Here is a 24,609-nt window from a genome sequence, read left to right as displayed (position 1 = left end):
TTCTGTTCCGATTCAATAAGCAAATGGATGAAAGAAACAGAATTACAGGCACTCATTGCTTTATTGGACGACGAAGACGAAGCAGTATATCAGGAGGTGAGCAATCGCCTGCTTTCGCTGGGCGAGAGGGCTATCCCTTTTCTTGAACGGGCATGGGAAACCTCGCCCAACCCTTTGTTGCAAAGTCGCATCGAAGACTTGATTCACCGGGTGCAGTTCGAAAGCCTGAAAGAAGATTTCAGAGCATGGATGGACTACGAGCAGGACAACCTGCTTAAAGGCATGTGGCTGCTGGCGCGTTATCAATATCCCGACCTCTCTTTTGAAGACCTCGCTCAAGAGTTCAATCGCCTATATTACGACGTTTGGTTTCGCTTTCGTGAAGGTCTGCATCCACTCGACCAGATACAACTGCTGAACCGCGTCTTTTTCAAAGAGTGGAAATTCACGGGCAACACCCAAAATTTTCATGCCCCTTCCAACAATATGATTCACTTGGTGCTCGAAAGCCGCAAGGGCAATCCCTTGACTTTGTGCGTGCTTTACCTGTTGGTGGCACAACGCCTCAATTTGCCGGTTTATGGGGTCAATCTGCCTGTAGTGTTTGTGTTGCTTTACCGCAGCCGTGGATTGGAATGCTATATCAACGTTTTCAACCAAGGCTCGGTATTTGTCAGAAGTGATATAGAAGACTACCTCAAGCAGTTGAACGTAAAACCACAAGTAACTTTCTTTGAACCTTGTACACACGCCGATATTTTGGCAAGAGCCTGCCGCAACCTGATTTTTTCTTTCAAAGAACTGGGCGAGACACACAAAGCAGAAGAAGTGAAACAATTGCTTGACATCATCGAACACTACAAATAAGGCTCGTCTATCTTTCGTGTTCTCATAATCTGCGCGGGCACGCCATAAGCCACTACGCCCGCAGGCAGCGATGTAAGCACCAACGCACCGGCGCCCACCACCGTGTCATTACCTATGGTTATGCGGTGAATCAGCCGTGCCCCTAACCCTATGGCACTACGGCTGCCTATATGCACCTGCCCGCCCGTGATGGCGCCCGGTGCCAGACTGCTGTATGCTTCCATCTGACTGTCGTGGTCCAGCGAGGCATGGTGATTGACAATACACCCACGTCCTATGCGGCAGCGCACCCCTACCACTGCCATGGCTGCCACAAAACTGCCGGCATCGATGTGCGCCGAGGCAGCCACCACACTATTCGGATGACAGACGGTAGCCCATTCTACGGCGTAAATTTTCTCTATCTGTGTCATGAGGTGCGCTCGTCGGTAGTTGTCGCCTATGCCCACAATCCACGCACAGGGGGCATGGCGGGCTTGCCATTCGGTAATCATTTGGGCAGCTTGCTCAGGATGCTGTTCTATGAGTTGAGCATCGATTTCCATCTGGGTGATGGTAGCATAAATGCCGCTTAAAGCAGCCGCATCGGCAATAACAGCCGCATGCCCTCCTTTGCCTACAATCACCAAATGCTTTTCTTTGCTCCGCTTTTGTTTTCTCATAATGAACAAGCTACCTTTGTTGTGCGTTTGTAAATAAAAACAAGCAGTAGTATTATGCAAACCCTGAAGCCGAAGCGCTATGTAAATGTGTACACAGAGGCGAACCCTAATCCGCAGTCTCTGAAATTCGTGGTGAATTTTATGCTTGTTGCCGACGGCGAGAGCTATGAGTTTGCTCCGCAAAATGTCGAAGGTTCGCCTTTGGCAGCAGCCCTTTTTCAAACATTCCCCTTCGTGGAAAAAGTGTTCATTGCTGCCAATTTCATTACGCTTACCCGTAACGAAAGCATTGAATGGGAAGAAGTAGTTCGCCAAATAAAGCAGTTCGTACAGCAATATTTGGAAGAAGAAAAGCCGGTGCTAACGCAAACAGCATCCGTAAGCAGCAACGCCATTCGTGCAGGGGATTCACCAATAGTGCAGAAAATAAAAAGCATACTGGATGAGTATGTGCGCCCGGCGGTAGAGCAAGATGGCGGCGCAATTACCTTTCATTCTTTCGATGAAGCCAGCGGGCAGGTCAGAGTCTTGCTGCAAGGCGCTTGCAGCGGATGCCCTTCTTCTACTATGACCCTGAAAGCAGGCATAGAAAACCTGCTCAAGCGCATGGTGCCCGAAGTGAAAGAAGTGGTAGCCGAAGGTGTTTGACTTTAATTGTTCAGTTTTTTGTGAGTCATATACTTTGTCATAAACCTTGCGCCCTATATCAGCCCTGACTGTTATAGGGTGCAGCTTTTTTAGAAGAGAAGCAAGCAAACACTATGAGCCTGACAACCCAAGAGCTACTGGCTTTTTATGAGCGTGACAGCTTAGTGCAGTTGCTGCATCATAATCTTTCGCAAGGAACAGCTAAAATACATGCCAAGGGGCTGAGTGGCAGCTTGTCGGCAGTGGTGGTAGCCGCCTTAGCACGCCTCGGTCCTTCCAAAGTGCATTTATTGGTGCTGAACGACAGAGAAGAAGCCATTTACTTCTTCAATGACTTGCAGAACCTGCTGCCCGACCGCAGTGTGTTGCTTTATCCCTCGTCTTATCGCCGCCCTTACCATTACGAAGAGGTAGAAAATGCAAACATTTTGATGCGTTCGGAGGTGCTCAATGCCTTGCGCAAACGCACACTGCATGCCCCTGTGATAATCTCTTATCCCGAAGCCCTCTTCGAAAAAGTAGTGAACAAACGTACTTTGGTAGAAAATACCTTCCCTATCAGGGTGGGCGATAAGCTGGATGCCGCCTTTCTTACGGAGTTCCTCACTACCTATGACTTTGAAGCCACTGAATTTGTATATGAACCGGGGCAATTTGCTGTGCGTGGCGGAATTATCGACGTCTTTTCCTTTGCCGATGAGTATCCTTACCGCATTGAACTCTTCGACGATGAAGTGGAAAGCATCCGGCAGTTCGACCCTGAAACTCAGCTCTCCAAAGAGCAGCTGAGCGAAGTGAATATCGTGCCCAATTTGCAAACTAAATTTTTGCATGAAGCAAGGGAGTCGTTCTTGGAGTATTTGCCCAAAGAGAGTGTCTTGTGGTGTAGCCAACTGGAATATACCTTTGAGTTGCTGGATAAATCCTTTGAGAAAGCGGCGGCAACTTTTGAGCGCATCATGCAGAAAACGGCGCAAAGTACCGTGATAACAGCCCCTACACAGCTTTTTGATAACGCCATTTCGTTTGCAAAGCAGTTGAGCGCTCATGCCGTCGTTGAATTTTCTTCTACTGCTTTCTTCAAAGAAAGCCAAGTGTGGAAATACGATTCCAATCCCCAGCCTTCCTTCAACAAACGCTTTGAGCTGCTTGCCGATGACCTTGCGCAGTGGCAGCAAAAAGGCTACATGAATGTACTGGTTGCCGAGTCGCCGCAGCAAATCGAGCGCCTCAGACGTATTTTCAAAGACATAGGGGCAGATGTTCAATTTCACGAGTGGATTACAGGCTTGCGTGCCGGTTTTATAGACCATCAACAGCGTATTGTGTGCTATACCGACCACCAAATTTTTGACCGCTATTATCGCTACAAAACCCGTAGCTTCTTCAATAAAAGCAAAGCCATTACTCTAAAAGAGCTGCAGTCGTTGCAGCCCGGCGACTACGTAACCCACATTGACTATGGTATTGCCCGCTTTGCCGGATTGACCACCCTCGAGAACAACGGGCGCAAGCAAGAAGTCGTACGTCTTATCTTCAAAGACAATGATGTGTTGTATGTCAATGTGCACTCACTGCACAAAATTGCCAAATATGCTGGCAAGGAGGGGCAGGTGCCTCAAATAAGCAAGTTGGGCAGCAACGAATGGGAACAAAAGAAAAAGCGCGTCAAGAAAAATGTAAAAGATATTGCCAAAGAACTCATTGCGCTTTATGTCAAACGGCGGGCTGCCAAAGGTTTTGCCTTTCCACCAGACAACTACCTGCAGGCAGAACTCGAGTCTTCTTTTATCTACGAGGATACGCCCGACCAATCTCGCGCAACCGAGGAAGTAAAGCGCGATATGGAGAAGCCCTATCCTATGGACCGCTTGGTTTGTGGTGATGTAGGCTTTGGCAAGACCGAAGTCGCCATACGAGCTGCCTTTAAGGCTGTGTGTGCAGGCAAGCAAGTGGCAGTGTTGGTGCCTACTACCATTCTGGCTATGCAACATTATCGCACTTTTTCGGAACGCTTAGCAAACTTTCCCTGCACTGTCTCTTATATCAATCGCTTCAAGTCGTCAAAAGATATTAAGCGCACTTTGGAAGCCCTTGCTGCTGGTGAAATCGACATCATTATTGGCACGCACCGTTTACTGAACAAAGATGTAGTATTCAAAGACCTTGGATTGCTCATCATTGATGAAGAACAAAAATTCGGTGTGCAAGCCAAAGAAAAACTAAAACAGATGCGGGTAAACATCGACTGCCTCACACTGACGGCAACACCCATTCCCCGCACCTTGCACTTCTCTTTGATGGGGGCTCGCGACCTGTCGGTGATTGCCACGCCGCCACCTAACCGACGTCCTGTGCTTACCGAAGTCCACACTTTTAGTGAAGAGTTCATCCGCGATGCCATCCGCTTTGAGCTGGAGCGTGGAGGGCAGGTCTTTTTTGTACACAACCGTGTAGCCGACATCGAGTCGGTGGGGGATATGATTTTGCGCTTGCTGCCCGACGCTAAGCTGGGTATTGCTCATGGGCAAATGGAGGGCAAATATCTTGAAAAAGTAATGACCCGCTTCATAGAAGGCGAGTACGATATTCTGCTCTCTACCAACATTATAGAATCGGGTTTGGATATCCCCAACGCCAATACCATCATTATCAACCATGCACATATGTTCGGCTTGTCAGACTTGCACCAAATGCGGGGCAGGGTGGGGCGTTCCAATCGTAAGGCTTTTTGTTATTTGCTCATACCTTCACAGACAGCACTTACTCGCGAAGCACATCGCCGCCTGAAAGCTTTGGAAGAATTTTCCGACTTGGGCGATGGATTTAAAATAGCCATGCGCGACTTAGACATACGCGGGGCAGGTAACCTGCTGGGGGCGGAACAAAGTGGCTTTATCAATGATATCGGCTTTGAGACCTATCATAAAATACTGGATGAAGCTGTTCAAGAGGTGAAAGAAGAAGAATTCAAAGAGTTGTTTAGTGAGGAGCTGGAGCAAAAACTTTTGCGCCCGCAAGAATGCACCATTGAAACAGACTGGGAGCTGCGAATCCCCGAAGAATATGTAAGCAACATCACCGAGCGCCTGCGCCTCTACAACGAACTGGACAACCTGCATTCCGAGCAAGAGCTGAATGCCTTTGCCGCAGCCTTGCAAGACCGCTTCGGTCCTTTGCCCACCGAAGTAGAAGCGCTGCTCGAAACCGTACGCCTGCGTTGGATAGCCGAAAAACTGGGATTCGAAAAGCTGATACTTAAAAATGACAAGATGAAAGCTTATTTCTTGGACAAAGAAGAGTACTTTCAATCAGAAACTTTTGGGTGTATTTTGCGCTTTGTGCAACAAAACCCTACCAAAATCCGTCTCAAGGAGGCAAAAGGGAAGCCTGTCTTGATAGCGCAAGGAGTTGCCAACGTCAAGCAAGCCATTGACCTTTTGGGTGAAATGAAAAAAAATGCGTAAATTTCATACCCTGCTTATAGAAAAATTGTAAAATTTAGTTTATTTGTAGATAGAAAGTTAAAATATGTGATTACTTTCCAGTAAGTATTTGCATTGTTTGGTACAATTCATGTGGTAGAAACTTCAGCTTTGGTGCTATCAAAAAGTTAAACAAGTTATGAGAAAACATGGGAAATTAGCTGGAAGCCTTCTGTTGACAGCTGCGATGCTATTTGGTGCTACTTCTTGCAAGCTCTTCAAGAAAAAAGAGCAGGGGTTTGAATTTCAAATTCAAAAAAGTACGAATGTACACCGTAAAGGCATGATTAGCCAGGTGACAGGCATCCCCTATAACTACGAAGACACTGTAAACAACGTTACCAGCTTGGTAGTAAACGAATATTTGGGGCAGCCCGATGGTCCCAACTTAGTGTTCATTGAAGGGGGGCGCTTTGTGATGGGGTCCGGTGAAGAAGATATTCTTTATACGCGCGACAATAAGGAGCGTACCGTCAGTATCCAGTCCTTCTTTATGGACCGTACCGAAGTAGCCAACATCCACTGGCTGGAGTTCATGCACTACTATGAAAGACCTCAAAATCAAGGAACCATTCAAGAAGATTTTAAATTGGTGTTGTCCCCCGATTATACCAGCAGCTACGAAGAATTCCGCAAACGTATCTTGCTACCAGATACTACCGTTTGGGCAAACGACAAAGCCTTCAACGATTCCTATGTGCAAAACTACCTGCGTTATCCCGGCTTCCGTTTCTTCCCGGTGGTAGGTGTATCTTGGGTACAAGCCAAAGCTTTCTGTGCATGGCGTACCAAAGCGGTAAACGAATATCTGTTTGCAGAAGCCAAAAAGAAAGACAAAGACGGGCGCCTCAACGAATACAAGCCCGGGCAAGTGCCTCTGGAAAGTGGGATAGTATTGCCCGACTATCGCTTGCCTACCGAAGCTGAATGGGAATATGCCGCCAAAGGGTTGATTGGTACCCAATACAACGATGAAAACCAATCTAACGGACGCATCTATCCTTGGGACGGTCATTCTTTGCGTAATCCCTACGGTAAACAGATGGGTACCTTCCTTGCAAACTTCAAACGTGGGCGTGGGGATTATGCCGGTATTGCCGGTAGGCAAAACGACGGGGCGCTTATTACCGAGTGGATTTATGCCTATCCGCCTAACGATTTCGGTCTGTACAACATGGCAGGCAACGTAAATGAGTGGGTAGAAGACGTATATCGCCCCTTGGCTTATGAAGACTTCGACGACCTCAACCCCGTACGTCGTGAGCGCTTGGACAGTACCCGCCTGCGTCCCGACACTACTCTGTCCGTATATGGCGACGATGAAGAAAACTACTTGGTAAGAAAAGCCGATGGGAGCAAAGCCCTGAACTCTCTTATCAATGACGACGTGAGGGTTTACAAAGGTGGTTCTTGGAAGGACGTAGCCTATTGGCTGTCGCCCGGTACACGTCGTTTCCTTGACAAAAACAAATCAACCAACGATATAGGGTTCCGTTGCGCCATGATTATGGCAGGCGAGAAAGAAGGAGAAAACAGACGCAAAAACGAAACAAGAAAATATAGAAGGAAGTAAGAAAATATATTAAATTTGCAAGAAAAGGCTTTTTAAAAAAGCCTTTTCTTGTTTAAAATCGCCCATTGAAATAAAATTCGGATTTTACCTTATGTAAAATTTGCTAACCTTTTGCATCTTTTTGCGTAAAGAAGATAGCCGCAGTTGGTACAGTTCCTGTACTTTACTTTAGTAAAAGAACCTGAATTGCAATGATGAAGATGCCTGTGGTAAGGGTGCGTTTTGGAGGAATAATACTGTTGGTATTGCTGCTGATGACTGCTTGTAAAGTCTTTCAAAAGAAAGATGGCTTTGAGAAGCAGTCGGCAAAAGGTCTTAAAAAAGGAGCAGTAAGCCAGGTAACAGGGATTCCTTACAACGACTCTACCTATGAAAATAGTTATCGATTGAGTGAATTCTCTGGGCAGATAGCCGGTCCCGGTTTGGTTTTTATTGAGGGGGGGAGCTTTGTGATGGGCATTACCGAAGAAGATGTGATGCACCTTTCACCCGGGCAACTTACGCGCGTAACCGTGCCTTCGTTTTACATGGACCGTACGGAGGTAGCCAACTTGCATTGGCTTGAGTTTATGAATTATTATGAAAAAAACCCCGGAGACGTACCCGAAGGGGTTAGCTATGAAGAATATCGCAAACTAATTTTACTACCCGATACAACTGTTTGGGCATCGGAAGGGGCTTACAACGACGCCTATGTGAAAAATTACTTGCGCTATCCGGGCTTTCGTATGTATCCGGTAGTGGGAGTTTCTTGGATTCAAGCCCAAGAATTCTGCAAATGGCGAACCATGATGGTCAACAAAACCATAGAAGCGCAAACCTACGTTACAGGTTTAAAGAAAAACAATAAGATAGACGAAGGACAGATAGCGCGAACCCAGCCCAAAGAGGGCTTGCGCTTGCCTGATTACCGCCTGCCCACCGAAGCCGAATGGGAATATGCCGCATCTGCCCGTGTGGGAGTGCGCTACGATGATGAGCGTAATCAAAGCAAACGCCTGTATCCATGGGACGGGAGGGCTTTGCGTAACCCTTACCAAAGAAATGGAGGTTACTTCATGGCTAACTTCAAGCGTGGACGCGGCGACTATGCCGGCATAGCCGGTCGTCAAAACGACGGAGCAGTGATGACTGAGTGGGTGTATGCCTATGCCCCCAACGACTTCGGTTTATATAATATGGCAGGTAATGTCAATGAATGGGTAGAAGACGTATATGTGCCGGAAGGATGGGAAGACTTCGTGGACATTCAAGCCATTAAGCGATATGAGCGCTTCACCGATTCGGCTTCTGTCGCCAAATTTCGCATGAAGGTGCTGCTTTACAATGAAGATGTGCTGGGCAAAGATGGGGGGATGAAAGACTCGGCGGCGGTTATGCATGAAAACTTGATGACTTTTCCCAACAGCTTCTTTAAAGACTACATCGACCCTATGAATCCACAAATTTACCGTGTGTACAAAGGTGGCTCTTGGAAGGATGTTGCTTATTGGTTGGCACCGGGCACGCGCCGTTTTATGAAAATGACAGAAAGCTCGGCAACAGTGGGTTTTCGCTGCGCCATGAGCTATATGGGAGGAGAGAACTTGCCCGAAGGAGACTATACCGAACAAGAAAAGAAAAAATGGTGGCAGTTGAAACGAAACAGAGAGTAAGTCGGAATATAGGAAGAAAAGGCAGATGCCCCAAGCACCTGCCTTTTATTTTTTTCCCCGCTTTTCGTTCATTGCTGAAGGCAATGTTGTTTTACCCAATCGGCGGCTTCGGAAAGCCCTTTTTCATAGGCTTTTGCCCACTCTTGGCAGGCACGTTCCCGGTGTCCTGTCTGGTAAAGCACCTTTCCTCTTTCCAAGTGGGCGTAGGCAAAATTGGGTGCCAAATCTAAGGCGGTGGTGAAGTCGTCCAGTGCTGCATCGGTGCTATCTATAGCTGCATATGCCAAGCCCCGATTGTAATAAAGAATGGCTATTCGGGGTTGTAAGCGAATGGCTTTCGACAGCGCCTCGATTGCCTCTTGGTAGCGTTTTTGAAGACGGTACAGCTCGCCTTTGTTGCACCACGCATCGGCAAAGTGGCGGTTTAGCTCAATAGCCCGCTCGTAATCTTGAATAGCCCCTGCGGTGTCTGTAAGGAATTCTTTGACTATTGCCCGCTCAAAGTAATAGTCGGCTACCGTGTCGGTAAGCCTCAAGAGGCTGTCGTATTGCGCTAAGGCAGTGGCATAGTCTTGCTTTTGCAAAGAACTAACTGCCCGCAAGCGCAGCGCTTCTGCTTTTGCTTTTGCTTCCTCAGTTTGCGAAGCTGTCTTGCAAGCACTTACCCACAGCAGGCAGCACAATAGCAAAAAACCAGATACTTTTTTCATGCTTTGCTTGTTTATGGTATGAGAAAAAAGACCTACGGGTATTATACCCATAGGTCTTGTTGTTTTATGAACGCATCATTCAATGCTTAGTTATGCATTGCTTTGTTGACGAATCAGGTTAAGTGCAGAACCCGCTTTGAACCACTCGAATTGAGCTTCGTTGTAAGAGTGGTTGACTTTTATTTCGTCGGTGCTGCCGTCTTTATGGTGCAAGACTACAGTCAGCGGCTTGCCGGGAGCAAACGATTCCAGCCCTAAGATGTCGATGGTGTCATCTTCTTGCACTTTGTCGTAGTCTGCCGGGTTAGCAAAGGTAAGCGCCAACATCCCTTGTTTTTTCAGATTGGTCTCGTGGATACGGGCAAAAGACTTCACAATAACGGCACGTACACCCAAGTGGCGAGGTTCCATAGCGGCATGCTCACGAGAAGAGCCTTCGCCGTAGTTTTCGTCGCCTACTACAACCGAACCAATGCCAGCAGCTTTGTAAGCACGGGCTACTTTGGGCACCTCGTCATACTCACCGGTCAGCTGGTTTTTTACTTTGTTGGTTTCACCGTTGAAGGCATTCACTGCTCCGATAAGCAGGTTGTTGGATATGTTATCCAAATGACCGCGGTATTTCAACCAAGGACCTGCCATAGAAATGTGGTCGGTAGTGCACTTACCTTTGGCTTTGATGAGCAGCTTCAAGCCTTTGAGGTCGGCACCTTCCCACGCAGGGAACGGCGTCAGTAGTTGCAAGCGCTCCGATTGAGGGTTCACTTTTACCTCTACTTGGCTGCCATCTTCGGCAGGTGCCACATAGCCGTTGTCTTTTACATCGAATCCTTTTTCGGGCAGCTCAATGCCTTTGGGCTCGTCCAACTTCACCTCTTTGCCTTCCTCATTGAGAAGGGTGTCGGTCATGGGGTTGAACTTCAAAGAGCCGGCGATGGCAAAAGCTGTTACGATTTCAGGCGATGCCACGAAAGCATGGGTTTTGGGGTTGCCGTCGTTGCGTTTGGCGAAGTTACGGTTGAAGGAAGTCATGATGGAGTTGGGGCGGTCAGGGTTGTTGTGGCGCTGCCACTGACCGATGCAAGGACCGCAGGCATTGGCAAGCACTACACCGCCGATAGCTTCGAACTCATCGAGTAAGCCATCGCGTTCGGCTGTATAGCGTACCATCTCAGAGCCGGGGGTTACGGTGAACTCGGCTTGCACTTTCAGTTTCTTTTCTTTGGCTTGCTTGGCTACGGAGGCTGCGCGGGTCAAATCTTCATAAGAAGAGTTGGTGCAGGAACCAATCAAACCTACTTCTAGTTTGTCGGGCCAGTTGTTCTTTTCTACTGCTTCGGCAAATTTCGACAGGGGCCATGCCAAGTCGGGGGTAAAAGGTCCGTTGATGTGGGGCTCCAGTTCCGACAGGTTGATTTCTATCACCTGGTCGTAGTATTTTTCAGGGTTTTCATATACCTCTGCATCCGGACGCAGGTATTCCTTGATGCTTTCTGCTAAATCAGCTACTTCTTTGCGTCCGGTAGCTTCGAGATATGCTCGCATACGGTGGTCGTAAGCAAAAACAGAGGTAGTAGCCCCCACTTCTGCACCCATGTTACAGATGGTTGCTTTACCGGTACAAGACAGTGAATCGGCTCCTTCGCCAAAGTATTCAATGATGGCGTTGGTACCACCTTTCACAGTAAGGATACCTGCTACCTTCAAAATAACATCTTTGGGGGAAGCCCAGCCGTTCAACTTGCCCGTCAGCTTCACACCTATCAATTTGGGGAAGAGCAGTTCCCAAGCCATGCCCGTCATTACATCTACGGCGTCGGCACCACCTACACCAATGGCAATCATGCCCAGCCCACCGGCATTGGGGGTGTGCGAGTCGGTACCTATCATCATACCGCCGGGGAAGGCGTAGTTTTCCAATACTACTTGGTGGATGATGCCTGCACCCGGTTTCCAGAAGCCGATTCCGTATTTATTGGATACGGAAGACAAGAAGTCATATACTTCTTTATTGCGCCCTAAGGCTTCTTCCAAGTCTTGCTCTGCACCGTTTTTTGCCAAGATAAGGTGGTCGCAGTGTACAGTTGAAGGTACAGCCACTTTGCTTTTACCTGCCAGCATGAACTGCAGCAGCGCCATTTGGGCAGTGGCATCTTGCATGGCTACGCGGTCGGGGGCAAACTCCACATAGTCTTTCCCACGTTGAAACTCACGAATTTCCTGCCCGGGGTAGAGGTGGGCATATAAGATTTTTTCAGCTAATGTCATGGGGCGATTCAATACCTTGCGAGCTTGGTTTACTCGCTCGGGTAGTTGTTGATACACCCGCTGAATCATATCGAAGTCGAATAGCATAAGGCTTAGTTTTTTAAAGAAGTTACGAACTAAAAACTCATGGCAAAGTTAGTAAATATCGGATGATAACAAGCACAGCGGTTTTTGAAAAAGAAAACACGGTATTGCACCGCTTTCCTTGTATATTTGTCGAGAAAGGAAGAGCTAAGAGAAAAGTCATGATTGAAATTGTAAAGAAGCTGAAAGCAGCCAACTTGTGTTTATTTCCTTCTTCCTTAGGTTGGTGGTTAATTGCCGACAGCTGGAAAAAGGAGGGGATTGAGCGCTTGAAAGAAATCAAACATACACTGACACAGAAGGAATGGGTGTTGCATATTGAATCCATCGGTTTGTTATCGCAATACGTTGCAGAAGTACCCGATATCGCTTGGGACTGGATGGAAATGAACCAACGCCCCTTGTGGATGAAATTTGAGCAATATCACTGCTTACCAGAGGGCGTAGAAGGCAATGATTTTTGGATTTCTTTGAGCAAAGAAGAAAACTGGCGCAAGTTGCTCAATCGTATAGGGCATCCAGTGATTGGTATATTGCTGGGCGACACTTACGTTTTGGATGATACTTGGGACGCCTACCTTCCGGCGATGACATTGCCCAAGCAGCGGCATCGCCCCGATAAAGTGCATTTGCTTAACAACGGCACCATTCAAAGCTTGGAAAAAGGAAGCTGATGAAAGTATATGGCGCTATACTGCATTTTCGTTTTTCTTATAGCTGGTATGCTTCTATGTCTTGAGCCAACTACAACTGCCTTTTGGTTGCGGGCGGCTTGCCTTGCATTGACTTTTGCCATGCATGTGTTTTTTGAATGAATGGTGTTGAGTATATCGCCAGCAGCTGCCTATTGATGAAAATACCATGCGCATGAATGCCATCGGAGCTGTGAGTATAAGCTTTGCCTTTGCTTCTTTGGGGACTTTGCACTATCTTGACTTCTGAGTTCATCATCAAACAGATACAACTATGAGTTTCTATCAAATTTTACTCTTTTTACACTCTTGGCTGCGGTGGGCTGTCTTGCTGACAGCCATATGGGTTATTGTCCGTTCTTTTCGAGGATGGCAAATGGGCTTGCATTTCAAAAAGTCGGATAATGCCACACAAGTCGCCTTTGTGGGCATGATGCATTTGCAGCTGTTGTTGGGCTTGTTGCTTTATTTCGTATTCAGCCCTTTTGGCTTGGATGCTTTTGCGCAAGGTACCAAGGTAGTAATGAAAACCGCGGTTCTGCGTTATTGGGCAGTAGAACACATTGCGGTGATGCTGATTGCAGTGGTTTTGGCTCAAATTGGGCGTACCAAGTCGAAGCGTGCGCGAGCAGAGAAACAAAAGTTCAAGCATGCCTTTACTTTCTTTCTGATTAGCTTTCTTTTAATGCTTACGCGCATTCCTTGGCACGAGAGTGCGCGCCTTTTCCGCAGTTTTTAGTTAAGTTGTTAGTGTCAGAAAAAAGAATCAAAAGCCCCGAGGGGGCTTTTTTGTTTTATCCGGGTAGGGATATTTTACCAAAACGCACCGGCACAAGAGGGGGCGGGTAGGAGTCGGGGTTGCCGTGAAAGCATTCATAAGCCAAGAGCGCAAACAGCATGGCTTCTTTGGCATCCGGGGGGATGCCCAGTGCTTCAGTGCTTTGAATGTGATACTCGGGAAGATAAGCCTGCAGTTTTTCCATCAAAAAATGATTATGCACACCACCGCCGCTTACGTATATCTTGCGGGCATCGCATGGGTTTTGGCTGTTTATTGCTTGGGCGATGCTCCATGCTACGAAACAGCCAAGCGTGTGCAAAATGTCGGGTACATTGTAGTCCTTGCCTTTCAGTAAGCCGGCAAGCCACTGCCACGAAAAAGCTTCCTGTCCGGTGCTTTTGGGAAATGCTTGTCTGAAAAACGGATGAGCAGTGAGTTGGGTAAATAAATCCTCTAAAAAACGCCCTTGGCTGGCAATTTGTCCGTGAGGGTCATAATCTTGCTTTAAAAAGTGTTTTGAAATGGCATCCGACAAGGTATTGCCGGGACCACAGTCGCTTGCCCAAAGACTTTGCCCGCTATGGCGCGGAGGTAGATAAGTTACATTAGCAATTCCTCCTATATTGAGCAGCCAGCGGCTTTCTTTTGCATCGCTCAATAGCAGGTAATCGCCATAGGGCGCAAGAGGGGCACCTTCGCCGCCTGCCGCAATGTGTTTTTGCCTGAAATCGCTGATGGTAAGTATGCCAGTACGTAAAGCGATGCAGTCGCCGTCGCCAATTTGCAAAGTGGAATGAAAGCCACCTTGCGGGTCTGGGGCGTGGTAGATGGTTTGTCCGTGGCTGGCAATCATGTCCACTTCTTGGGGGAGGATTTTCCACTCTTCAAGAGCTTGCAGTATCATTTGTGCGTGCCATTCGCCTATCATGCGATGCAGGCGGCTTACTTCTTTTAAGCTTACCTGCTCTTGAAAGGCTATTTTTTGTAATTTTTCTTTTTGAGACTTACTGTATTTCGCCGTTTTGAAGAAATGTAATGTAATATTCTTGTTTTTTTTGATTTGATTTACTGTGCAGAGGGCTATGTCTAATCCATCCATAGATGTTCCTGACATACAGCCTATGATTTTTAGCTTTTGTTTTTGCATTGTTTTTAAAATGGTATGCATGTCTACTATTTTTTTGAAAAATTTTGTAAAAAATTTGAATAAATAGTGCATTTTTTTTAGATTGATGACAACAAGCTTATACAGCTGTTGGTTCTCTTTCTCTTTTTTGAAGCCTTTTTTATTACTAAAAACCAACTTAATTAAAACTATGGAAAGCCATTGTCTCAAAATTGCTCTGGACTCCACGCCCTCTGTATTCCACACGGGCATGTATGTAGCCTTAGGCAAAGGCTGGTTCAACGATGAAGAGCTGGTAGTGCGCTTCATTAGCCCGGATGAAGATAGTTACTACCAGACCCCTGCGCAAAAATTATGGAAAGGGAAAGTAGATTTGGCAATTTTGAAGCCGGAAGAATTTACTTGTTTAAACATTTCGGAGCCAGCGCATCGGTTTATAGCATTGGCTTCTTTGCTGCAAAACAATACACAAGCCATTGGAGTAAGGAAAGAAATGGGGGTGGCGCGTCTGGCGCATCTCGACGGCAAGCGTTATGCTTATATGGGTTTGCCCTATGAGCATAGGCTCTTGCGTTGTTTGATAAAGCATGACAGAGGAAAGGGCAAGTATGAGACAATAGAAACGGGCGTAGCAGGAGCATGGCGTGCTTTCTTGCGCCGTCAAGTAGATGTAGTGCGTTATCACACGATTTGGGAAGGGGTGGATGCAGCTTGCAGGCATATATCCCTTACTTCTTTTATGATAGATGAGCACCACCTGCCTTATCGCTATACGCATATATTGTGTGTGCGTGATGACGTATGGCAGCAGAAGCAAGAAGCAATCCGAGCTTTTCTGCGCGTGGTGGCAGAAGGTTATTATTTTGCTACTGAACACCCCGATAGTGCTGCCAACTTATTGATGGAAGGGGCGCGTCATCCCTCTTTAAATAACGTTCGCTTTTTGTATCAAACACAGCTAAGAGCACTGGCGCATTATGGAGGCAAAAACTGGGGTAGGATGGACCTCGCCTATTGGCATGACTTATGGAACGTAATGTTGGAATATAAGGTGCTGCTGGGACTCGACAAAAAAGTACTCGACCATTTGCCATTTGCCGTAGAAGAAGTGGTGCAGCCAGTTTTGCAGAAAGAAACGGTGGCATGAGCGGTTACTGCTTTTGCTTTTCATGTGTCTGTTTTATACCTTACTAAAAAACTTTTAGTAAGGTATTTTTCTTTTTGAGGCATAGAAATGATACGTTCATGACATCCAAGAAATTAGATAAAAACTACAAATTAAGGGATTTGCGCTGCTATGCTTCGCGCAATCCGCTCATGGGAAATCAATATCAGTACCGTTGTGTATTTGAAGCCTCGGAAGTGAATTACTTGTATGCGGAATTGTCTTTTTACAACAAACTTTTTGACGAAGAAGATTGGGCATGTGATTGTGTGCTGAAAGCTTATCGCATCAAAAACAATGAAAAGATAGAATTGTGCAGTATTGATATTCACCGGGAGGTGCAAAAGGAAGAGAACATCGTGTATGTGCGGGAAGGATGGGGAACGCCTGACTATGGAGGGGTCTGGAAACGCGGGGACTACATCTGGGAGGCTTTTATTGATGGGGAGCTGGTGGCTTCTCGCAAAATATACGTGGAGGAGGGCGGAAAAGTAACCCCCGGAAATAATCCTTATTTCGATATTGAAAGTTTACGTTTTTTCAACGGTCCCTACAGCCTCGATGACTTACCAAGCGGACAAAGGCGCTATTTGACGCAGTTTGCTTCCGACAAAACACAGTACATATGGACGGAACTGAAATTACGCAATAAGCAAAGTCGCTCTTGGTACTGCGAGCTTTTTTTTAGTTATTTCGATGATGCCGGGCAATTAAAAGGCAGTATGAGCGACTTGGCGTATGTGCCGCCGGGTACTACTACCTTCTATTCACTGGCAGGTTGGGGCAATGGCATCCCGGGGTCTTGGTTGCCCGACAATTATCGCGTGGAAGTCGTGTTTATGTCGGAGTTGGTGGCAGTAGCACCTTTTCGTGTGCATGAGACGCAGGAGATAGAAGGAGTGCCGGAGGTATTTTATCCGGCGGGGGGGAAGCCTTATGTTGCTAATGGAGCGACCGCAGAGGCAGTAGATGAAAAGTCGCTGGAAGACTTGCTCGCAGAACTCAATGAGATGATAGGCTTAGAGCCCGTGAAAAAACGTCTCAACGATTTTATCCACTACTTAAAGTTTTTACGCTTACGACAGGCGCAAGGCTTTGAGGAGAACACCCAAATAAGCTTGCATTCTGCCTTTTTGGGCAATCCCGGTACTGGTAAGACTACTGTTGCCAAAATGTTGGGCAAGATATACCACAAGATGGGCTTGTTGTCAAAGGGTACTGTACACGAAGTGTCCCGTGTCGATTTGGTAGGTAAATTCATTGGACAAACAGCCCCTCAAACTCAAGAAGCCATCAACAAAGCAAGGGGAGGTATTTTGTTTATAGACGAAGCCTACGCTTTAGCGCGCAAGGGCGATGAGGGAGGGCAAGACTTTGGCAAGGAAGCCATTGAAATCCTGATAAAGGAAATGTCTGATGGTCCCGGCGATTTGGCTATCATTATGGCAGGTTACCCCGAAGAGATGCAACACATGTTGCAGTCTAATCCGGGTATGAAATCCCGTATCAACTTGATTTATCACTTCCCGGATTATACTCCGCAGGAGCTGATGGAAATCCTTGAGCTAAAAGCCCGAAAGAAAGGGGTTGTGTTTTCCCCCGAAGCCAAGGAGTTTATTTACAAGCAACTGGTGGAGATGTACCGCAATCGCGACCGCACTTTTGGCAATGCCCGTTTGGTTACTTCACTCGTAGAGGAAGCAAAAATGAACATGGGCTTGCGCATTGTGCAACAGCCGTCGCGAGAGCTTTCAAAAGAGGCGTTGGAAACCATTTTGCTGGAAGACGTGAAGGGCATCTTCGGCAAACAACAAGCCAAAAAGCCCGATATCCCCATAGATGAAGAGCTGCTTCTGGATGCCATGCAGCAACTGAATGCTCTCATAGGCATGGAGAATGTGAAAAATGAAATATATGAGCTGGTAAAATTGGTGCGTTTTTACCGTGAGTCGGGGCGCGACGTGCTGAATAAGTTTTCCATGCATATGGTATTTACAGGCAATCCGGGTACTGGTAAAACTACTTTGGCACGTATCATTGCACAGATATACAAGGCATTGGGTATTTTGGAGCGGGGGCATCTGGTGGAGTGCGACAGGCAATCGTTGGTAGCGGCTTACGTAGGGCAAACTGCCATTAAAACCAAGCAAAAAATAGAGGAAGCCATTGGCGGGGTTTTGTTCATTGATGAAGCCTATGCTTTGAGTGCTAAGTCTGAACAAGATTATGGCAAAGAAGCCATGGAGGTATTACTCAAACAGATGGAAGACCGTCGTGGCGAGTTTGTAGTGATTGTAGCTGGCTATCCCGATAACATGCACGAGTTTTTGCATGCCAATCCGGGATTATTGTCCCGTTTTGACATGACCATTCACTTTGACGACTACAATGTAGAGGAGCTGTATGCCATAGCCGTGAGCATGTTCGAGCGGGAGGGCTTACAACTGGACTTGGCAGCGCAACAGCAGTTGCGAAGCTATTTGGAACATCTTTACCGTACGAGAAACAAGTATTTTGGCAATGCCCGTTCGGTGCGTAAGGTGGTGCAGCAAGCCGTTCGCAACCAGCACTTGCGTATGGCTTCTTTGCCCAAAGAGGAGCGTACTCCCGAAGTACTGGCAACGGTTACTATTGAAGATTTGAAGGACTTGCTTCCTACTTCCGAAGAAAAAGCCGAAGGCTTGGGCTTTCGTTTGCGCGGAGGAGAAGCCTAAATGCCAAGCCTCACCAAACGAAGTAAGTCAAAGCTAAGCCTGAAGCTCGGCTTTGACTTGTATTTTTATGGGCAAAAGACCCTGTCTGTTGCTTTTTTACAAGAGGGCTTCGGTTAGTTTTCTGACCAATTGTAGGCTTACTTCTTGCTGTGCCTTTTTGTAGGCGTCTAAACCTGCTTTTTCATAGTCGGTCTGAAAACCCTTGATATTGTCTAAAGTAGTGGTCAGTATCTCGCGGCGGGTGATAGGGTCAATAGCTACTGCCTGTATGCTGAGTTTGCTGATGTGAATTGCTCCATTGCGTGAGAGCGCTTCGGTGTTGGCTTTGATAGAAAGCACCACATCGGCATTTTGGGCGGTGCTGCTAAACTCCACGCCTTTTTTACTGAGCTCGCTCTTGACGTATTGTTCTATGATTTTGTTTTCGAGCGGTTTGTCCAAGTTGAACTCTTGACTTTCGACATACACCACGGGTTTTTCAATGTGGATGGTTACAGTAGCTTTTGGGGTTGAAAAGCGCTCGATGAGAAAGCGCTCCAGCTTATCGCTTTCTTTGACCTTGGCAATCTGCATGAGGTTGGGTTCTACGATGAGATGGAGCGTCGTTGTAGCGCTGAGGGCTCTTTTGAGCTCCAGACTGGCAGTGCCGTTTGCGTCAGCAGTAGGGGGGCAACTCAATATCCCCTCGCCGTCTTGGAAATAGCTGTGTAGAGGCAAATAAGCCAACGCTTGTTGGTTAGCTACGGTGGCTCGCAATTTCAGCAATTGAGGCTGACTATTGCGGCGCTTGAGGCGCACTTCCTGCGGGCTTATGAAAAGGTTGATTTTATTCAAGATGTTTTGAACGCCGTAATAAGCTTCTACCATCAATGAGCGAGACTCGCCGTTTATGTTTATTTCAAGGTTTTCGCCCCAATAATTTTTTATGGCAAACAAGGCTTGAAAATAGCCTTCCATGGCTTCTATCCATTGGTGGTTTTGTTCTGCTTCTTTGGCTTTTTGGTAGAAGGCAAGAGCTGTTTGGTGTGCATTCTTTTTTTTCTGTTCCTGCTGGCGTGTATATTCGGCTTTCGACAGGCGGTAATACACCCAATAGCGCTCGCCGTCGTCGTAGGTATCTACGATTTCGAAATTTTCGATTTCGGCAGTAGCTATTGTTTTGATGTTTGACTCGTATTCTTCGCGAAAACTGCCGTTCTTATCCAATTGATACAGAAAGGACGTGCTGGATACGGTTACTTTTATTTCTGAAATCAAATCTTGCAAGGCATTTTTTTTGGCGGTTTCTTGGTAGTCGGGCTGGCGCATAGAAGCACTTCCAATGCCTATGTAGTAAACCGAAGAGATGGGACGCGACTTCACCCATTCGGGACGATTGTCTTTTTCTTGCATGCCGACGGCAGCACTCTTTTTCTGACAAGCAAAGGTGCCGCATAGTAAAGCAACCATGCACAGCAAATATAGGCAGTTGTTAGTCTTCATACTGAGTTTCAACATATCGAATTACTTTTTTTACACATTCGTTGGCAATACGCTCCCAAAGCGGGTCTATCATTGCTTGGGTGGAGTTGAGCTGCTGCTTGGCAGTGAAAAGTTTTTGCAATTCGCTGCGGGCGGCAGTAGAGGTATTGACACTGGTTTCGCTACCGGGATACAAGTTTTTATAATCACCACGATAGGTGGCATAGTGTATGTTGTCGTTTTGAGCATAGCGAGCAATATCGGAAAATATGATTTTGCCTGTTTCCGAAGAAACTAAATAATACTGTACGCTTACTTCCACAGTTTTGGATTGCTGGTATTCAGTGTAGTTGGTTTTGCGGTAGCGTATCTCATACTTTGTTTCATTGCTTGTTGTATCTGTTACTTTTACCTTATAGCTTTCATAAGCTATTTTGTTCATCGATTGCAGGGGCGTTTGGTTGACCGATACACTGATGATGCGGGCTGACAATACTGCTTTGGCACCCAATAACTTGCCGGCTTCGGCTGCTGTATTTTCATTGACCATCCCACTCATGCTCAGTTGTTGTTCGCTTAAAAACTTGTTGATATTGTCGCGGTCCACAACTTCAATTAGAGGGTGTTTGCTGTTGACCAATAGATGGATGAGGCGCCCGCGCAGGCTTTCGGCATAAGGTAGGTTTTGGTGGTCGCCGGGAATGACCGGCAACACACTGACCGTAAGCATGGCTTTTTGACGACAGTACTCGCGCAATTGACGCACGTCTTTGTAGTCGGGCAGTTGACGGTAAATTTCATCAAACTTATAGAAGGCTTGCTTGTATTTTTCTTCGTTCATCAAGCGGTTGCCTTCTCGATAAATGGGCTCATAGGTGCTGCTTTGTTTCAGCGTTTTGACGTCTTTATAAGTGGGGTCCATGCGTAGAATTTCATCGAAGATGGCATCGGCTTCGGCAAACTGCTCTGCGAGCAGCTTTTGAGTGCCTTCCTTGTAGCGCTGTTCAAGGTAGATGGCTTTGGATTCTTCAAAATACTCACGATGGGGGGCGGGAATACTTAACTCTACATGGTGTTGGGCTACTTTCTGTCGGAAGTCTTCGGCTTTCAGAAAAGCATAAACCACTTCGCGATGTTGCCCGTTGGTATGTGCTTTAAATACTTCACGGAGGTAGTCTTCCAGCACATGTTCGCCTGCCCTTTTCAAGCCTATTTGGGCGTCTGTTTTTCTGGGGTTGCGCCGTATGGCTTCCATGTAGCTATTGGCAGCTTCGAGATACATGTGGGATTGCTCGAAGGCAATGCCTTGTTTTAAATACCTTTTGGCTCCACTGCACCCAGATAACAGCAGGCACAAGGCTACTAAAAAATAAAAAGGTGAGCAGTTTTTCATAATACCATCGATTCTCTTTGCCTTTAATTTAAGAAAAAATGTGCCAAAGCAGACCATTGGTCGGGTAAAATGAAAACCTCTTAGGGGTGGTACTCAAAAGCGCCGATATCGGGTTGGCTGTCGCGGGGATTGCCTTTGATATCGATTGTCAAAGAGGTGGGCAATCCTCGGTTGATGAGCGGCGAGTTCTCTGCCGGACGAAAGTCCAAAAGACGCTCGTTTTGGAAGAGGGCACCGCTGGGGTTCACCTGATTTTGATTGCCAGACGGGTTGAGCACTTCGGCAGAGTAAATAGCTGTCTTGAATACGTTATGAGCCGCCTGAAGGGTGAAGTTCGGTCCTACGAAGTAAATTTCATCGGCTAAATTACCCCAAAAAACCGAGTTGAACAGGCGGATGTTCATAGCAGGCGCTCCGTCGCTTTGTAAGAAAACAGTACCCGGCTCATTGTTGCGGAAGAAATCATATTCATAATTGGCGAAAGTGCAGTGTATGAGTTCATAGTTGCCGCCGTCGTTGGCTTGAAAGAGGCGTTCAATGCAGTTACTAATGATGCTGTTGTAGAGGCGCATTGTGCTATTGAATGCAACGCAGCCTGCCACCGAAGCGTGATATATCTGGCAGCCGTTGAGGTCTACTTGAGTATCACTGCACAAGATACCTATTTCTGTATTGCGCAGGGTGCAGTAATTGAGTACATGACGGCTTGTGTTTGGGTAGAGCAAGAGCCCGCGCCATGTGCCTACAGCTTTTTCGTAGAGGGGCTCTTGACGGAAGCCACCCATTACTACGGGATTGGTGGGGGTTCCGTTGACCAGCAAAGTGCCAAAAACATGTAGGGCAGCGCGATTGTAGGCATAGACGCGTGCGCCTGCTTCGATGGTGAGACTGCAAGTAGGGGCTACGCTCACCGAGTCGTAGAGAATATAGGGGCGGGCGGCATCCCATACGGCGTCGCAGCCGATAGTACCACTGATATGGTTTACGCTTTGCCCCCAGCTGATGAGCGGCACTTTCTGTTGGTTGCCGTTGGTTTCGAAAAGCAGCTCATCGTAAAAAAGTGTTGGCTCTTGGCTTTGGCTGTTGCCGGGCAGCTTGGCAGACACCAAGATGCGCAGGCTGTCGCCGGCACGCAAGAAAACATCTTTCCATTGGTTGCCGGCTTTTCCGTTGACAATCACCTTGTAGGGCGATGAGTTGCCACCCTGCAACGTGATGCGCTGGATACGTAAGTTTTTACTGTTTTTATTGTAAACGCTGAAGCGATAGGTGGGCGTGGTGAGGTCGGTGAAAACCGTATCTAATATGATGGCATCGCTCGAAAACGACAGTTTGAGCTGGCTGTCAGAGGATACAGGCTCTTCTGTACTTTGGCATGCTAACAGCCAAGCCAGAAGAATCACTATTCGATACTGTACATGCCAGCTCCTTTGCTTCATCGCTTTTATTGCACACTACCCTCTTTGAGTTTTTCGGCATTATCGGCAATACGCAGTGCGTCAATGATTTCTTCCAGCTCGCCGTCCATGACTGCCGGCAGGTTGTAGAGCGTCAAGCCAATGCGGTGGTCGGTTACACGGCTCTGCGGAAAGTTGTAGGTGCGTATTTTTTCGGAGCGCTCGCCTGTTTTCACCATAGAGCGGCGTTGCTCACCCACTTCTTTTTGGTATTTTTCAAGTTCAAGCTCATAGAGGCGGGCGCGCAGTACCTTCATCGCTTTTTCTTTGTTTTTTATCTGTGACTTTTCGTCTTGGCAGCTTACCACCAAGCCGGTGGGCAAGTGGGTGATGCGCACTGCCGAATAGGTGGTGTTTACCGATTGCCCCCCGGGACCCGAAGAGCAGAAGGTGTCGATGCGCAAATCATTCGGGTTGATTTCTACTTCTACTTCTTCCATTTCGGGAAGCACGGCTACACTCGCTGCCGAGGTATGTACCCGTCCTTGGGTTTCGGTTGCCGGCACTCGTTGCACGCGATGCACCCCCGATTCATATTTCAGGGTACCATAGGCTTCATTGCCCGTTATAGAGGCTACAATTTCTTTATAGCCGCCCGAAGTGCCTTCGGTGTAATCGAGTACTTCTATTTTCCAACCTTGTTTTTCTGCAAAGCGTTGATACATGCGGAACAAGTCTCCGGCAAAGAGGGCAGCTTCGTCGCCGCCCACAGCCGCCCGTATTTCGAGGATGGCGTTTTTGTTGTCATTGGGGTCTTTGGGAATAAGTAGAAGTTTCAGCTCTTCTTCTATTTGCTCTTTGGCAGGCAACAGCTCGTCAAGTTCTATTTTAGCCATTTCTCTAAACTCTTCGTCTTTTTCGTTGGCTAAAATGTCTTTGGCATTTTGAATGTTCGATAAGATGGATTTATATCTCTTATAGACGGTTACAATCTTTTCCAGCTCTTTGTATTCCTTGCTGAGCTTGGCGTAATTGTCCATGTTACTAATGACATTGGGGTCGCTCATTTGACGGTTTACTTCCTCAAAACGCTCTACTATCGCCTCTAATTTAGCTATCAGGTCCATAGGTGTTGGATGTCTTTGAAAAACAACTTTTGCAAAATTAACTAAAATTTAACTAAATTGATAGTTGAAAATCGGCAAGAGGTTTTACCTTTGAGCTGCAAAAGCAAAAAATTGAAAAAATCTTTTTAAAACATACAAAAACTTGATTGATTGATATTTAGATTCACGTAAATTGCCTTATCTTTGTCAGTCAATTGCTTATAGAAGAAAAAGCAAACGTAAATACTTATGAAGACAATTCGACTGTTGTGTTTATCGGTTGTAATGGTATTTTTCGCCCAATATGCCCAGGCGCAAGGCGGAGATTACAAGTTCCACAACATTTTTATTTACAACTTTACTAAGTATATTGTTTGGCCCTCTGACTATCAGCAAGGCGACTTTGTGATAGGTGTGTTGGGAGCATCGCCCCTGACCAATCAATTGATATATTGGACAGAGAAAAAGAAAGTACGTGGAGTGCAGCCTATCGTAGTGAAGCAATTCGACTCACCCAACGATTTGCGCAATGAAAAAGTGCATATGTTTTTTATCCCTTATTCAAAAAGCGGGTATTTGAAATATGTGCAGGAAGCGGTAGACGGCAAACCTACGTTGATAATAACTGAAAAAAATGGCTTAGCCCTACAGGGCAGCATGATAAACTTCGTAGTACGTAATGGTCGTTGGACTTTCGAAATCAATGAAGAAGCTACTGAACGAGCCGGTTTGAAAGTGTCGAGTGAGTTGCTGCGTGTAGCCATTAGAGTACGCTAAGGGTGATAAAAAGCAATACAAAGATGCCACCTCCAGGCTTGTCTG

General features: G+C 46.8%; 18 protein-coding genes. 10 read left to right on the top strand and 8 right to left on the bottom strand.

The window, feature by feature from the left end:
• The first annotated feature begins 27 nt into the window (after positions 1–27).
• A complete protein-coding gene (locus FHS56_RS07350; RefSeq protein WP_166919248.1) occupies positions 28–867 on the top strand; it encodes a transglutaminase family protein in 840 nt (279 codons plus the stop codon).
• Here FHS56_RS07350 and FHS56_RS07345 read toward each other — a convergent pair.
• Complete coding sequence (locus FHS56_RS07345) at positions 858–1,529, bottom strand: acetyltransferase (RefSeq protein WP_166919245.1); 672 nt, start codon at positions 1,527–1,529, stop codon at positions 858–860. The genes FHS56_RS07350 and FHS56_RS07345 overlap by 10 nt on opposite strands.
• 54 nt (positions 1,530–1,583) lie before the next feature.
• Between FHS56_RS07345 and FHS56_RS07340 the strand changes: the two genes are divergently transcribed.
• The 4 genes from FHS56_RS07340 to FHS56_RS07325 all read left to right on the top strand — a co-directional run bounded on the left by FHS56_RS07340 (position 1,584) and on the right by FHS56_RS07325 (position 8,890).
• The gene (locus tag FHS56_RS07340; protein WP_166919242.1) at positions 1,584–2,177 is read left to right on the top strand and encodes a NifU family protein; all 594 of its coding nucleotides are present in this window, start codon (positions 1,584–1,586) and stop codon (positions 2,175–2,177) included.
• Between the two features lie 113 nt (positions 2,178–2,290).
• The gene (gene mfd / locus FHS56_RS07335; protein ID WP_243844183.1) at positions 2,291–5,644 is read left to right on the top strand and encodes a transcription-repair coupling factor; all 3,354 of its coding nucleotides are present in this window, start codon (positions 2,291–2,293) and stop codon (positions 5,642–5,644) included.
• A 157-nt stretch (positions 5,645–5,801) separates the two neighbouring features.
• Positions 5,802–7,235 carry a gliding motility lipoprotein GldJ gene (gene gldJ, locus FHS56_RS07330; protein WP_243844182.1) on the top strand — a complete coding sequence of 478 codons (1,434 nt, stop codon included), beginning with the start codon at positions 5,802–5,804 and terminating at the stop codon, positions 7,233–7,235.
• 200 nt (positions 7,236–7,435) lie between these two features.
• On the top strand, positions 7,436–8,890 hold the full coding sequence (locus FHS56_RS07325; protein ID WP_449441501.1) for an SUMF1/EgtB/PvdO family nonheme iron enzyme: 1,455 nt from the start codon (positions 7,436–7,438) through the stop codon (positions 8,888–8,890).
• Positions 8,891–8,958: 68 nt separating this feature from the next.
• Here FHS56_RS07325 and FHS56_RS07320 read toward each other — a convergent pair whose 3' ends face one another.
• Together FHS56_RS07320 and FHS56_RS07315 are read right to left on the bottom strand one after the other, a co-directional pair.
• Complete coding sequence (locus tag FHS56_RS07320) at positions 8,959–9,600, bottom strand: tetratricopeptide repeat protein (protein WP_166919240.1); 642 nt, start codon at positions 9,598–9,600, stop codon at positions 8,959–8,961.
• A 90-nt stretch (positions 9,601–9,690) separates the two neighbouring features.
• Entirely contained in the window at positions 9,691–11,955 is a 2,265-nt protein-coding gene (locus tag FHS56_RS07315; protein ID WP_166919238.1) for an aconitate hydratase, read from the bottom strand.
• A gap of 158 nt (positions 11,956–12,113) precedes the next feature.
• On the opposite strand from FHS56_RS07315, the gene FHS56_RS07310 reads away from it, so the two are divergent.
• Complete coding sequence (locus FHS56_RS07310; protein ID WP_166919236.1) at positions 12,114–12,626, top strand: Sua5/YciO/YrdC/YwlC family protein; 513 nt, start codon at positions 12,114–12,116, stop codon at positions 12,624–12,626.
• Between the two features lie 292 nt (positions 12,627–12,918).
• On the top strand, positions 12,919–13,383 hold the full coding sequence (locus FHS56_RS07305) for a hypothetical protein (protein ID WP_166919235.1): 465 nt from the start codon (positions 12,919–12,921) through the stop codon (positions 13,381–13,383).
• Positions 13,384–13,438: 55 nt separating this feature from the next.
• Here FHS56_RS07305 and FHS56_RS07300 read toward each other — a convergent pair whose 3' ends face one another.
• A complete protein-coding gene (locus FHS56_RS07300) occupies positions 13,439–14,539 on the bottom strand; it encodes an anhydro-N-acetylmuramic acid kinase (protein WP_208409649.1) in 1,101 nt (366 codons plus the stop codon).
• Positions 14,540–14,741: 202 nt separating this feature from the next.
• Between FHS56_RS07300 and FHS56_RS07295 the strand changes: the two genes are divergently transcribed.
• Both FHS56_RS07295 and FHS56_RS07290 read left to right on the top strand, forming a co-directional pair.
• On the top strand, positions 14,742–15,698 hold the full coding sequence (locus tag FHS56_RS07295) for an ABC transporter substrate-binding protein (RefSeq protein ID WP_166919233.1): 957 nt from the start codon (positions 14,742–14,744) through the stop codon (positions 15,696–15,698).
• Between the two features lie 98 nt (positions 15,699–15,796).
• On the top strand, positions 15,797–18,430 hold the full coding sequence (locus tag FHS56_RS07290; RefSeq protein WP_166919232.1) for an AAA family ATPase: 2,634 nt from the start codon (positions 15,797–15,799) through the stop codon (positions 18,428–18,430).
• 96 nt (positions 18,431–18,526) lie between these two features.
• Here the strand turns inward: FHS56_RS07290 and FHS56_RS07285 are convergent, their stop codons facing one another.
• From FHS56_RS07285 to prfA, 4 genes are all read right to left on the bottom strand, one after another.
• A complete protein-coding gene (locus FHS56_RS07285; RefSeq protein ID WP_166919231.1) occupies positions 18,527–19,927 on the bottom strand; it encodes an LPP20 family lipoprotein in 1,401 nt (466 codons plus the stop codon).
• Positions 19,902–21,284 (bottom strand): CsgG/HfaB family protein, encoded by a 1,383-nt coding sequence (locus FHS56_RS07280; protein ID WP_166919230.1) that lies wholly within the window; start codon positions 21,282–21,284, stop codon positions 19,902–19,904. Before FHS56_RS07280 ends, FHS56_RS07285 begins: the two co-directional genes overlap by 26 nt.
• An 80-nt stretch (positions 21,285–21,364) precedes the next feature.
• Entirely contained in the window at positions 21,365–22,723 is a 1,359-nt protein-coding gene (locus tag FHS56_RS07275) for a choice-of-anchor Q domain-containing protein (RefSeq protein WP_166919229.1), read from the bottom strand.
• A gap of 5 nt (positions 22,724–22,728) precedes the next feature.
• A complete protein-coding gene (gene prfA, locus FHS56_RS07270) occupies positions 22,729–23,802 on the bottom strand; it encodes a peptide chain release factor 1 (RefSeq protein WP_166920178.1) in 1,074 nt (357 codons plus the stop codon).
• 234 nt (positions 23,803–24,036) lie between these two features.
• Here prfA and FHS56_RS07265 point away from each other — a divergent pair, with 234 nt between their 5' ends.
• A complete protein-coding gene (locus FHS56_RS07265; RefSeq protein WP_243844180.1) occupies positions 24,037–24,564 on the top strand; it encodes a YfiR family protein in 528 nt (175 codons plus the stop codon).
• The last annotated feature ends 45 nt before the right edge of the window (positions 24,565–24,609 follow it).

It is taken from the genome of Thermonema lapsum (assembly GCF_011761635.1).
Lineage (GTDB): Bacteria > Bacteroidota > Bacteroidia > Cytophagales > Thermonemataceae > Thermonema > Thermonema lapsum.
This window is presented reverse-complemented; position numbering and strand designations above follow the sequence as displayed.